The organism is Phreatobacter oligotrophus (assembly GCF_003046185.1).
In the GTDB taxonomy this organism is placed as follows: domain Bacteria; phylum Pseudomonadota; class Alphaproteobacteria; order Rhizobiales; family Phreatobacteraceae; genus Phreatobacter; species Phreatobacter oligotrophus.
Window position 1 is genome coordinate 243783 of sequence record NZ_PZZL01000006.1, and the last position, 12124, is coordinate 255906.

The 12124-nt window shown below is 65.5% G+C and carries 12 protein-coding genes; 5 read left to right on the forward strand and 7 right to left on the reverse strand.

Going from position 1 to position 12124, the window contains the following annotated elements; translation table 11 throughout:
• Positions 1–139: 139 nt before the first annotated feature.
• The 3 genes from C8P69_RS15625 to C8P69_RS15635 form a co-directional block, all read right to left on the reverse strand.
• Entirely contained in the window at positions 140–820 is a 681-nt protein-coding gene (locus C8P69_RS15625; protein ID WP_108178353.1) for a hypothetical protein, read from the reverse strand.
• A 122-nt stretch (positions 821–942) separates the two neighbouring features.
• A complete protein-coding gene (locus tag C8P69_RS15630; RefSeq protein WP_108178354.1) occupies positions 943–1542 on the reverse strand; it encodes a protein-S-isoprenylcysteine O-methyltransferase in 600 nt (199 codons plus the stop codon).
• Positions 1539–2561 carry a hypothetical protein gene (locus tag C8P69_RS15635; RefSeq protein ID WP_146167357.1) on the reverse strand — a complete coding sequence of 341 codons (1023 nt, stop codon included), beginning with the start codon at positions 2559–2561 and terminating at the stop codon, positions 1539–1541. Before C8P69_RS15635 ends, C8P69_RS15630 begins: the two co-directional genes overlap by 4 nt.
• A gap of 623 nt (positions 2562–3184) precedes the next feature.
• Between C8P69_RS15635 and C8P69_RS15640 the strand changes: the two genes are divergently transcribed.
• A complete protein-coding gene (locus C8P69_RS15640; protein WP_108178356.1) occupies positions 3185–3475 on the forward strand; it encodes a hypothetical protein in 291 nt (96 codons plus the stop codon).
• 63 nt (positions 3476–3538) lie between these two features.
• On the opposite strand, the gene C8P69_RS15645 is transcribed toward C8P69_RS15640, so the two are convergent.
• Positions 3539–3739 (reverse strand): hypothetical protein, encoded by a 201-nt coding sequence (locus tag C8P69_RS15645; RefSeq protein ID WP_108178357.1) that lies wholly within the window; start codon positions 3737–3739, stop codon positions 3539–3541.
• Between the two features lie 191 nt (positions 3740–3930).
• Here C8P69_RS15645 and C8P69_RS15650 point away from each other — a divergent pair, with 191 nt between their 5' ends.
• Positions 3931–5244 (forward strand): O-antigen ligase family protein, encoded by a 1314-nt coding sequence (locus C8P69_RS15650; RefSeq protein WP_108178358.1) that lies wholly within the window; start codon positions 3931–3933, stop codon positions 5242–5244.
• A gap of 449 nt (positions 5245–5693) precedes the next feature.
• Here C8P69_RS15650 and C8P69_RS15660 read toward each other — a convergent pair whose 3' ends face one another.
• A complete protein-coding gene (locus tag C8P69_RS15660) occupies positions 5694–6455 on the reverse strand; it encodes a hypothetical protein (protein ID WP_146167358.1) in 762 nt (253 codons plus the stop codon).
• Positions 6456–7364: 909 nt separating this feature from the next.
• Here C8P69_RS15660 and rhuM point away from each other — a divergent pair.
• Positions 7365–8390, forward strand: coding sequence for a RhuM family protein (gene rhuM / locus C8P69_RS15670; protein WP_108178362.1), 1026 nt, complete (start codon positions 7365–7367; stop codon positions 8388–8390).
• A 582-nt stretch (positions 8391–8972) separates the two neighbouring features.
• Here the strand turns inward: rhuM and C8P69_RS15680 are convergent.
• Both C8P69_RS15680 and C8P69_RS15685 read right to left on the reverse strand, forming a co-directional pair.
• Positions 8973–9155, reverse strand: a complete 183-nt coding sequence (locus C8P69_RS15680; RefSeq protein ID WP_146167359.1) for a hypothetical protein — start codon at positions 9153–9155, stop codon at positions 8973–8975.
• 249 nt (positions 9156–9404) lie between these two features.
• Positions 9405–11111, reverse strand: a complete 1707-nt coding sequence (locus C8P69_RS15685; protein WP_108178365.1) for a methyl-accepting chemotaxis protein — start codon at positions 11109–11111, stop codon at positions 9405–9407.
• A 188-nt stretch (positions 11112–11299) separates the two neighbouring features.
• Here C8P69_RS15685 and C8P69_RS15690 point away from each other — a divergent pair, with 188 nt between their 5' ends.
• The gene (locus tag C8P69_RS15690) at positions 11300–11611 is read left to right on the forward strand and encodes a hypothetical protein (RefSeq protein ID WP_146167360.1); all 312 of its coding nucleotides are present in this window, start codon (positions 11300–11302) and stop codon (positions 11609–11611) included.
• Between the two features lie 84 nt (positions 11612–11695).
• The gene (locus tag C8P69_RS15695; protein WP_108178367.1) at positions 11696–12004 is read left to right on the forward strand and encodes a hypothetical protein; all 309 of its coding nucleotides are present in this window, start codon (positions 11696–11698) and stop codon (positions 12002–12004) included.
• Positions 12005–12124 lie beyond the last annotated feature (120 nt).

The following is a 12124-nucleotide window of genomic DNA, read 5'->3' on the forward strand; positions in this document are numbered from 1 at the left end:
AGGTTCCCGCGGCAAGATTCGCCGGTCACCCTGACGGAACGTGGTTAATCCAAGCTGAAGATGGGGGTGCGCGCCTGTCAACGGTCCGGCACGCGAGCCGGCGCCAAGACCGCAAGGCTGTTGCAGCCGCGCCGCGCTGTCAGGACGGGCCACCGCCTCTGGCGCGCGCAACGGCGGGCGCGGACATCGTCCTCACCGGGATCTGGCGGATCGCCGCCAGGACGCGGTCGTGCACGGTGGCATCCCGGTCGATCGTGAAATGGGTCAGGTGCTCCATCGCCTTGAGGTCGATGTTCTCGACCCCGCTGGCACGCGCCCCCACGCCGACGGCGCGGCCCCAGCCATTGTCAGACTGGTAGAAGTTGAGGAACTGGCGCGCACCGCCCTGCACCGTCAGGTCGACGGTCGGGTCGAAGGTGACGGCGAGATCGACCTCGATGCCGCGGGCCGCGAGGGTGTTCACCAGCGCGACGACGGAATTGGCGCCGAGCGAATGGCCGACGACCACGGCCCGCGAGGCCCCGCCGCTCGCCCGCCGGTCCTCGATGATCTGCGCGGCGATGGCCGGCCAGTCGCCATAGGCATGGACGCTGGCGCGGTAACCCTGGCGGGCGAGCTTCGCGGACAGGTGGTCGACGCCCTCCGAGACGGTCTGGGCAAGGCCGCGCATCAGGAAGACGCGCGGCCGGGTCCGGGCAACGGGATCGGCGTCAAGCGGGGTGGCGGCGGCCAGCGCCGGCACGGCGCCCGCCTGCGGCAGGGGCTCGTTGGGCGCAACCATCTCGATGGTCTGGCAGCCCCCGAGGAGGCCTGCCACCATCAAAACTCCGACGACCCTGCGCAACACGACCATGGACTGAACCGACACGACAAACGATCACGGCGCCCGGGCCAGGGGCCCAGGCGAACGTCAAAAGACTCAAAGGCAGGGCCAGTGAAGAGTCAATGAACGAAGGGAATGATCCGCTTCGTCCGGGTCACATAGACCGCGTACTCGGCGCCGAAGGCCTCGTGCATCATCCGCTCCTCGCGGCCGACGCGGAAGGCGTAGAGGATGCCGAAGCCGATGAGCCCGGCAGGGCCGACCACCCAGTTCTGCAGCAGCAGGAGCTGGGCGAGGCCCCAGAGGAAGAAGGCCGTGTACATGGGATGGCGCACCAGCCGGTAGACGCCGTGGGTGACGAGCGTGTGCCCCTCGCGCAGTTCCAGCGTCTGCGACCAGTTGCGGCCGAGCTGGCGATGGGTGGCGAGGAACAGCGCCAGCGCACCGACGAAGACCAGCGCGCCGAGCCAGGCGATGACCGGCGAGAAGGGCAGGTCGGCGAAGGCGAGGAGACGCCGCAGGGTCGGCGCCAGGCAATAGGCGATGGGCAGGATGCCGAGGCCAGTCAGCGAGATCAGCAGCAGCGCCCGCTCCTGGCGGTCGGCCTGGCTCACCTCGATGCGGTTCTTCCGCTTGTTCTTGATCTCGTGCGGGATGCGGATGGCGCCCCAGCCGAAGACGCCGATCAGGAAGACGATCTGGGCGAGATGGGGGCTCATCGGTCCGGCATGTCCGTGATGGAGGGGAGCGGGGTGGTGGCGGCGGCGAGAGACCCGTCGGAGCCGAGGGCCCCCGGCAGGTCCTCGCCGCGCCGGGCGATGTCGGCGAAGCGGAACGGCCCGCAGGCGATCATGTGGACGTCATAGAGATATCGCTGCTCGTTGCCCATCACGTATTGCCGGTGGATGCGCAGCAGATTGCCGCGGAACCGCTGCCAGGTGGCCGGCGACAGCATGCGCGACAGGCGGATGGAGCGCCGCAACGGCGGATGGACGACGGTAAGGCCGAGGGCGGTCGGCGTGTCGTTCTTATAGAAACAGATGAAGTCGACGTGGCTGTCGTACTCCGCCCAGGTGATGCCGGGCGCATCGGCCACCCGCTGGACGGCCTCGCGCAGCCAGCCGGCGGCGGGGTGGAGGGCGATCTTCAGGGTGGACGAGCCCGCGCCGACAAGGCCGAGCGGACGGCCGGACGAGACGAGGGATGGATCGGCGGCGAGCGCCCGGGCCACGGCATCGGCCATCCAGGCCGCCCCGAGGCTGTGGGCGACGATGACCACCTCGTCGAAGGCCGGATCGGCGAGCCCGGCGGCGATCTCGCGGGCAAAGGCCTCGGCGCGGGCATCGATGCCGGGCCGCCACTGGCGCATCATGTCCCGGGCAAAGATCCAGTCGGCGAGCATGTAGGTGAGGTGCAGCCGAGGCCCGGCCAGCGCCGTGAGGCCGAGGAACGTGCCGAGGGCTATGAACAGGCGCACCGGCCAGGGCAAGGCGAGCCCGAAGACCCCCGGCAGGGAGCTCGCGAGGATACCGGCGAGGCCGAAGAGCACGAGCAGGACCAGCGGATAGGCGGCGAAAAGGCCATAGCGCCAGTAGGCGGCGACATAGCGGCCGAAGGTGCCGGTGAGGATGATGTCACCCGCCGCGAGGAGATAGCGCGGCAGCCGCTGCCAGAGCGGCATCTCCATGTCCTCGGCGACGATGTCGTCCCAGCGCAGCAGGCGAACCTCGGTCTCCACGCTGAAATCCGGACCGTCCAGCGTCACCGGCCAGGTTGCGACAGGCCGGCCGGGGGTCTCGGCGAGACCGCCGACGGACGCCTTCAGCGACCAGGTGGCCTCGAAGCGCTTGATCTCCCGCGCGAAGCGATGGTGATGCGCCGCCGGCGGCAGCGGCTCATAGCCGGTCAGCAGAAAGGTCAGGCGGCGGCGGACGGGAGAGATGGCAGGCCTCCGGGTCAGCTGCGGCGACGCCGCCGGGTGACGGGCGCCTCCGGTCCGGTGCCCTGCCGCACCGGCGGAATGCCCAGGTTGGTTCGGTGTGATGCCATGGCGGGGCGGTGATCGCCAGTCCGGTCACGCCCTCCGGGTGCCGTCATCCCCAAAGGAAAACCCGCAGGACGCGACGTCAGCAGGCCCTTGCCGGCACCAAGGAGCGTTCAGACACCGCCGGCCAGTGACCAGGCGGGGGAGCCGGACGGGTCGCGGAACCCTCGGCCCATCACGACATTGCGTTCGCCGCATCCGCCCATCGGCCAGTCCAACCCCTTCGCTCCCGGGGCCGAAGCAGGTTATGCTGTGCATGATCGACCGGAACCGGCCGATCGCCCTCGCCGTTTCCCGTCGACAGGGGACAGGGGCCGATGACACGCGATGACGACCACAGGGACGACAGGCCGGCCCTCTTCCGCAGGGCCCCGACCTGGACCCTCGAACACCAGCGGCAGGAGCCGGAGAAGCCCGGTTTCAACGCCTGGGACGAACGTGTCCGCGCCCGTCAGAACCTCGCCGCCGCCGCCGTGGTGACCCTGCTCGGCCTTGCGACCTATTATGTGATGATCGAGCTCCGGGCGACCTCCCGCACCATGGCCTGCATCGAGGCGGGCCATCGCAACTGCAACCAGCCCGTCATTCCCGGCAACGGCCACCGCTGACACCGGCGTGGCCGGCCCCCGCATCGGCGGCGATCCGCACGCCGCGGCCAAGGACGCGCCGGCTCAGGGCAGCTTCACCAACTCCAGATGGCCATAGGCCCTGAGGAAATTGCGCCCCTCGGCGCGATCCTCCGCCAGCGCCGCAAGGTCGTCGAGCAGCGCCCGGATCGCCCGGCGCACATCGCCGTCGAACTCCGCCAGCACGGCCTCGACCTCCTCGTCCACCAGATCCGCACCCGTCGTCACCGCCGCCTGCCCTGCCATGATGACCTCCCTTGCAATGTTCTTATTTTGTTCTTTTTGGTGGCCGGCGTCAAGCCCCGCTTCCGTGACGTGCCCTCCAGACTGTACCCCGCAACCTCCGGTATGCGGAGACCGCGCACCGCACCCCCATCACCCCCAATTGCCCAGCCCTGCAGGTGCGCTAGCTGACGGTGCTGCAGTGCAGGTGACCCATGAGCTCGCTCGACAGCCCGGCCCGGCCGGTCCGTGCCTTCCTCGTCGATGTGCCGACCGAACGCCTCGCCGCCACCGCGCTCTTCGTCGTCACCTTCCTCTACACCTGGATTTCGCTCAGCCCCTTTCCCGATCTGACCTATGCGGACCGCGAGGCGGCCGCGGCGGCGGCCTCCAACGTCCTCAACCGCATCGTCGTCGTCGCCCTCATCGCCACCCTGGTCGGCTATGCGCTGGCGGGCCGCGCCAGGGGCATCATCGTCCGGCCGCGGATCGTCGTCTTCCTGCTCTTTTCCTGGCTGGTGATCGTCTCGGTGCCCTCCCCCGATCCGGGCTTCGCGCTGCGCCGCCTGACGATGGCCTTCCTCATCTGCACGGCCGCGGGCATCGTCCTCACCCTGCCGAAGGACGAGCGGCACTTCGCCCAGATGATCGCGCTGTGCTGCGGCATCGTCCTGGCGCTGTGCTGGTTCGGCGCCCTGCTCTTTCCCCGCTACGCCATCCACCAGTTCACCGATGAGCTGGAACCGATGCTGGAGGGCGACTGGCGCGGCCTCTTCGCCCACAAGAACACCGCCGGCGCGGCGATGGTCATCATCCTGTTATTCGGCCTCTATGTGACGCGGGCGCTCAACCTGATTGCGGGCCTCGCCATCATCGCCGCGGCGGGGCTCTTCCTCCTTCTCACCGGCAGCAAGACCTCGATCGGGCTCTTCCCCCTGGCCCTCCTCGTCGCCTTCCTCGTGGTGCGCGTGCCCTATGTCAGGCTGCTGACGCTGGTCGGCACGCTCGCCGCCGTCAGCTTCTTCACCATCGGGTCGGCGGTCTCCGAGCGCATCGCCGGCCTGGTGGCGAGCGTCGGCATCGACGCCACCTTCACCCGCCGCACCGAGATCTGGCAGATCGCGCTCGAACATATCGAGAAGCGGCCCTGGACCGGCTACGGCTACCAGTCCTTCTGGCGCAGCGCCGACCTCATGTATGGCCATCGCGAGGAGCTGAACTGGGCCGTCAACGCCGCCGACGGCCATAACGGCTATCTCGACCTGCTGCTGACCGCGGGCATCCCGGGCTTTGCCCTCGCCCTCGTCTTCCTGCTGGTCCTGCCGGCCTACTATGTCGGCAAGGCCGAAAAGCACGGCGCGGAACGCCGGCTGACGGAGCTGTTCACCCGCATCTGGGTTTTCGGCATGCTGGTCGCCTGCCTCGAGAGCACCCTGCTGGCCACCACCGGCGCGCTCTGGTTCTCCATGCTCATGGCCATTTTCGGCCTGAGGCTGCAGGCAAGGGCGAGGCTCAGGTCCGGCGCGTGATAGCGCACCAGGCGGCCAATCCATCGATGGAGGAAATTGGCGCTCCCTAGGGGACCCAAATAGTTGAGCCTCACCAATGAGGTAGACACTTGATGTCGGTGTGTTTTTCCCTATCCGTTCTTTCCGTTCGTCTAACCTATCTCGGTTGGCCTGGTCGCAAACTAGCGAATTAAGTCAACGGGTTGAGCCAAACTCAGGCCTTGAACCGCCTCGAGTACGTCCGGTCTCAGGGCTCTCGACGAAGGCACGAGCGCGGTCTTCCGTAGCGCCGCCCCGGCCTTCAAAGGTGCAGCGCTCCGTCGGCGGATTGCCACACGTCCGCGCCAACTGGGCCCAACCGACACAGCGGCCATCAGGCCCACGGTATCCCGGGCCACCGCGAGAACCACAGCCTGAGGCTTGGGCGGCAATGCTCGCCGTCAATAGCAGGCAAGCAATAACGGCCGCCCTCATCGCCGCGTGGGCTCCTGCACGACGTCAAAGGTGTGGACGTCGGCGCCAACCCTAACCGACAGGCGATAGGTTTTGCTGGCCGTGCTGGTGTCCGACACAGGTGGCTCTATCCCGAAGCGGCCACCGTACCACTCACCTGGCATGATCGTGTGGTTCTTGATGTACTGCGCCTCAAGGTTGGCCATGTTGGCCTGGCCTTGCTCCACGGCCGCGTTCACCATCGCCTGGTTCTGCACCGCGGCGTTGGCGGAGGCCGCCATAGCGAGGCCAGGGCTGTAGCCAGTGGTCACGCCAGAGTAGACGCCTCGCGGGGTGTAGATGGTCGTGTTCTGGCGGTAATATCCGGCCCTTGAAGCCGCCGCCGCATTGGCACCCGCGGCGACGCCAACAAGAATGGCCGCTGCGATCTGGCGGTTTCTTTCCTCCTGCATCGCTTGCTCGAACGAGATGACGTTGATGCGGTGATCGGGGCGGCCGGGGATGGTCTGGACGACGTCCACATTCTCGATAGCAAACTCGACGGGTGCGCCAGAACGGTTCTGCACGGCAAGCACGTAGCCCACTCGACCACCCTGCGGGATCTCGCGACCCACCCGCGTCAGCAGGGCGATCGTATTGCGCTGTACAGATGAGACGGCCGGCCTACCGTCGCGGTGCATCGCAGTCTGCCCTTGGCCGGCGCTAAAACGCACCGTATCAGTTGTAACGCACCCGGCCACACCGATGGCCGCCGCGAAAATCGCAGCAAATCTCATCATGGACGCCCCCCACCTCGGCAGCATTGTCGCCGCTCATTACCGCCATGGTAGCAGCGGAGTCCCGATACCCGTCAAGGCGGAGCGGGATACCGCTCGCTAGACATTGAGAACAAAGCCGGAACAAGCTAGCTTGCCGCCATTCCGGGGTAGGCAATGGGCGGTAAGGTTGAATACCCTTTCAAGGTCGAGGTGTGGGAAGGCGACAAGGTTGCCGAGACGATCGCTGTGGCGGGAAACGCGATCGTGGCCATTGCGGCCTATGACGCGGCGGTCAAGGAGCGCCCTGGCCGGGTCGTGATCCTCCGCCATGGGGCTCGGGTTGTCAGAACGACGAAGCCAGAACCACAGTCGCCGCCGACGGTGGCCATGCTCAAGGCGCTAGGCGTGGTCGGCGCCCGGCTGTGGTGCGTTGGCTGCGGTCACTACGCCGCAATGAGTTGGGAGACATTGCGAGCTCGAGATGAGGAGCCGTTCCCGACGTGCGGGCGGCGCCTCACATGCTCGGGGTGCGGCGGGCGCCAAGTGCAGCGGATGCCGGATTGGCCGGATTCGAGACCGACCGGTTGACCAAAGGAAAATCGGCGTCGTCTAGGGCCACCGGCCAGCGTGGACATCAGCGGGGGACCGGCTTCTTGCGAGGCCCCTTGAGCCCCGGCGGTCTCCCCAAACAGTACCTGTGCATAGCGGTGGGATAGGTGCGGGTTCGCTTGCAACCCCCGCCGGCGGGTTTTACCGTCGGGATTCGCGGCCTCCTGCTGCAAAGGAAAAGGCCGGGACCTTGCCGGGTCGCCGACCTTCCCTTTCCACCAAAGCCTGCGTCGGCCCTGACTTCCGTGTTGCACCGGCACCCTATCCGCCGGACGGGATTGGTCAAGCGTCGAAGCGGGTTCCTCACAGGGACTATGACCAATGACGGATGTTAAGAAGCCCTCGCTCAAGGAGCGAGTGAAGTCGGCTATGAAGGGCGCAATCTCAGCTGTAGCGAACACGCTGCAGCTGGACTTTTTTGCCAAGTTCAAGGGAGAGGATCAGCGCGAGATCGACTTCCCGATCGACATCACAGGTGAGACGGTCTGGGCCACGCAGCAGCAGATGGCCGCGTTGTTCGACGTGGGCATCCCGGCGATTTCGAAACACATTTCGAACGTATACGGCGAGGGCGAGCTCGAGCGCGCCGCAACTCTTTCCAAATTGGAAATCGTTCAGAGCGAAGGCGGTCGCTCTGTTACGCGATCGGTGGACCACTACAACCTCGATATGATCCTCGCGGTGGGATATCGGGTGAGCAGCAAGAAGGCGACCGAGTTTAGAAAGTGGGCGTCGCAGGTCCTGAAGGGCTACATCAAGGACGGCTACGCCCTGAATGGGCGCCGGCTGTCTTCGGATCCCGCTGCGCTGCTCCGGCTTGCCCAAGAAGTGCGCGCCCTCCGGACATCCGAGAAAGCGATCTACGAGCAGGTGCGTGAGGCGTTCAAGATGAGTGCCGCCGACTATGATGGCTCCTCGGAGGAGGCGCGCCTCTTCTTCGCCCGGAGTCAGGACGCCTTCCATTATGCCGCATCTGAGAACACCGCCGCGCAGATCGTCCTTGCTCGCTGCGATGCGGCCAAGCCAAACATGGGGATGACCACCGCGGGCAACGTGATGCCGACGTTCGCCGACGCTAAGGTCGCCAAGAACTACCTCACCTCGGAAGAACTCCGCACGATGCAGATCCTAGGCGAGCAGTGGCTGCTGTACACCGAGAGCATGTCCATGCGCGGTAAGCCGCTGACCATGGCACGGTTGCTTGCCAAACTGGATGAGCTCATCGGGGTGCACGAATATCCGGTGTTCCCGGGGTACTCTGGCGCGCTGGCTCCCCGCCGTGACCAGCACGTGAGGGAGCAGCTTGAGATCTATCGTAAGCTGTCTCGCAATCTGCCTGCCGCCTGACATGCAAAAGGCCGCCGCCCTAGTCCAGGAGCGGCGGCCCAGAGAGCTTACCCGCAAGCACCTTCGGTCCCATCGCCGGCCCTCCAACCGCCCCCAGAACTCTCAAGGTCGCCTCTTGTTCCTTCGGGCACTGATGCCTTTCAACACCTTTGCCCGGGCCGCGCCTCCCCTGCCCGCAAGCATGTCGCGGATGCGCCGTTTAAGGCCCTCCCCATAGTCTTTCAGTGCCGGCATCTCCCTGATATGGTTTTCGTCGGCCAGGAAGCGCGCGAACTGATGCGTGGCCCGGCCGACAGCGTCCTCGGTCGGGCTCTCAGTCGCCATCTTAAGGTCGCTGATTGGCTCCCTCGAGGACGCCGCCCGCGCTCCAAGCACCGCTCACGGTGGTCCTGCCGCGCCGGCTGGTCCTCATAGGTGCGCGGCTCTGGTGCGTCAGCGGCTGCCACTACACGGCGACGAGTTGGGAGGAGATGCGCGCCCCCGACGACGAGCCATTTCCGACCTGTGGTGGCCGGCTGACATGTTCGGCCTGCGGGGGCAGACGGTGCAGCAAAGGCCCGATTGGCGCTAACAGCGCGCTGCCTAGTCGCCGGCGGCCACCGGCCCGAGAAGTCGGAAAAGTCCGAGGGCCACCAGGCCACCAACGAAGCCCCCGGCTACCGTATGAATGACGAGATCACGGGTCTGAAAGAGCCCTTCGACGTCAAGCACAATTCCGGCCACCATCCCGATCGCTGAACCGCCGAGTACAGCCGCGGCTGCCATCAGGAAATCCCATCTTCCGTGCATGACCAATCTCATGGATGTCGGGCGGGGGCGGGAAAAGAGGTAGGGTGCCAAGTGCGTGTGCAAAGGCCCGGGGCTTCTTCCCTGACGCGCGTGGCTTGGTTTGACCGTCAGACGTGGCTTTGTGGCATGACTGCGGGTTGCACCCATGGTGCTCTCCGCCTGGTTGACGACATCGGAATTCCGCGACCGCTCTGCCTGGAGCGGCCGCGTTCATGGTGCCCGCGTTTACGCCGCCCGCACATTTGCGAGGAACGACTGAAGCTCGCCACGCAGCCGCTCAGCGTTGCGCGACAGCTCGGCGGCAGACCCGAGAACCTGCGAGGCCGCGGCGCCCGTGCTCGACGCGGCCTGGTTGACGCCCTCAATGTTTGAGGACACTTCAGCCGTGCCAGCCGAGGCCTGCTGGACGTTGCGAGCGATCTCGGCGGTCGCCGAAGTCTGCTCTTCCATAGCGGCAGCGATGGACGTCGAGATCGAGCTCATATGGCGGATCGTCTCGGTGATTGCATCGATCGCCGAAGCTGCTGCGCCGGACGCCGTCTGGATCTGGGTGATCTGGGCGCCGATCTGGGCAGTGGCCTTGCTGGTCTGCTCGGCGAGCTGCTTCACCTCGGCCGCAACGACGGCGAAACCCTTGCCAGCCTCGCCCGCCCGCGCCGCTTCGATCGTAGCGTTGAGCGCCAGCAGGTTGGTCTGACCGGCGATCGCCTCAATCAGGTTGACGATTGCACCAATCGACGTCGTGGAGGTCGACAGCTCCTGCATCTTGGACGCTGTATCGGCTGCCTCTTGGACTGCCTTCTCGGCAATCTCGGTCGAGCGCGAGACCTGGCTGGCGATCTCCCGTGCCGAGATCGACATTTCCTCTGTGGCGGACGCTACGGTCTGGACGTTGTTCGCCATTTGCTCGGAAGCCGAGGCAACAGCCGACGACTGGATCGAGGTTTCTTCGGCCGTTGAGGTGAGGGTCTGGGCCGCAGCCTCCAGCTCGGTCGCGGCCGACGACACGGATCCGACGATGCCGCCGACGGCGCGATCGAACTGATCGGCCAGCTCGTTCATCGCTCGGCGCTTCTCCTCACCAGCCCGAGCCTCGGCAGCGGCCTGCTCTTCCTGGAGCCGGAGCTTCTCGAGGCCATTTTCACGGAAGATCGCCGCGGCGCGGGCAACGTCGCCGACTTCGTCACGGCGGCCCTCGCCCTCGATGGTGACGTTGTAGTTGCCGGTTGCGAGCTGCTGCAGGGTCGCGACAATCTTGCGGATGGGGCCGGCGATCCCAAACTGCCCGATCAGCACGCCGAGGATCAGACCTAGGGTGATGCCAATGCCGGCTACCATCTGCATCAGGAAGGCACTGGCCTTGTACTCGGCCGTTGCTGCAGCGGAAACCGTCACGACATTCCGCTCGAGAGCGTCAGAGAGCGAACGGACCGCAGCGCCCAACTGCTCGGCGACGACGCGGCTGCTCTCAACGGACTTGTGGAGGTTCTCGAGGTCGGCATTGACCTCGAAGCGCCGCACCTTTGCCGCTTGGACGAAGGTATCCTCCAGCTCGGCCTCGTATGCCTTCAGCGTCTCGTCCACGCGTGCCAGTTGCCCCTGATACTCGGCTGGCAGTTCCCGTGCGAGACGCTGCCGCAGCTGCGCCAGCTCACTCCGTTCGGCTGCGATTTGCTGCTTGGCCCGATTGAAGCTTTCCGGGCGAGGGTCAGCGGCGATTGCATACTCGTTGCGGTTCAGAAGAGCCACGAGCCGGTTCATTCGTGATGCGAAGAGCGCCTGGTTGGCCGATCTCTCCATGACGTCAGTGGCATCGCTCAGCGAACGCAGCGACGTCGAACCGACGTAAGTGATGGTCGCAGAGACAGCCGCGAGGACGCCAATGAGACCGAGAACCTTGGGCAGCACCTTGACGTTGGACAGGACATTCATCGGGAGAACCGGCCAAATTGCGGAAACTTTTTGGACAATGCACGCGGCCCCTTAACGGTAGGTAATTACAACCGAAAGTTCGCGGTAAAGGCCGGCATTGGGCGGTCAATTGTGCGGTGCGGCAGTTCGCGCATGGCAGGGAAAACGGTATTATCGTAAACGGTTTGAGCATCCTGGATCGAGTGCAAATGCCCGACGAACCGTCAGTGCCCCGCTTCCCATCCAACCCGAATTCGGGAGCCTCTTCGGGCCGCAGCATCGAACAAATCGAGGAAATCGGCCGAGCGATTGGCGGTATGCTCGATGCAATCAACCTTCTGACAAAGGAGGTTGCAAAAGGGACCATGGACAGCGGCACCCGGCAGGCTGTCCTGCAACAGATCCGATCCATGCTCAGTCAGACATCTGGATTGTATCTGGCCCTTGCGAACGAGGTTGATGGCGGAGAAGCCTTGGCCGACCGCGTCAGGCTTGTGGTCGCGGAGCTCGAGGAGCGATAGTACTCTTCAACGCCTCTGATCCAAAGGCGGATAGCCGCGATGTCGCAGCCGCGCTAAGGGAGCCAAACCCGCTTGAGGCTCCCCATGCCTGATGATTTCAAGCTGATCCCTTTCCCCGGCAACCTGCGGCCCGATGCGGTCCAGCCCGGCGGCGGAGACGTCGTCGAAGCAATCTCGGAGTGGCTTGAGGGCGCGAAACGGGTCTCTGAGCGAGCACAAGCCTCGAGCCTGGAACCGGACGCGAAGCTAGGCCTCATGGTCCACATCAAAGAAATCACTGGCGCGATGCTCGCTCTGTATCTCGACGTATTGAAGGACGATGAGGCTAGTCAGCCGATCAGGGCAAAGTTGACGGCCATGATCGATAACCTGAGAGCCCTATCGGGACGTTGAGCTGAGAAACACGGTTCAACCCATAAGAGCCCGTCCCGAAAGGGTTGAGCGACTGGGGCACTCGTGATTCCAAGGGGTTGTTCAGGCCATCTTGGAGCGAGCGATGTGGACCCCAGCCAC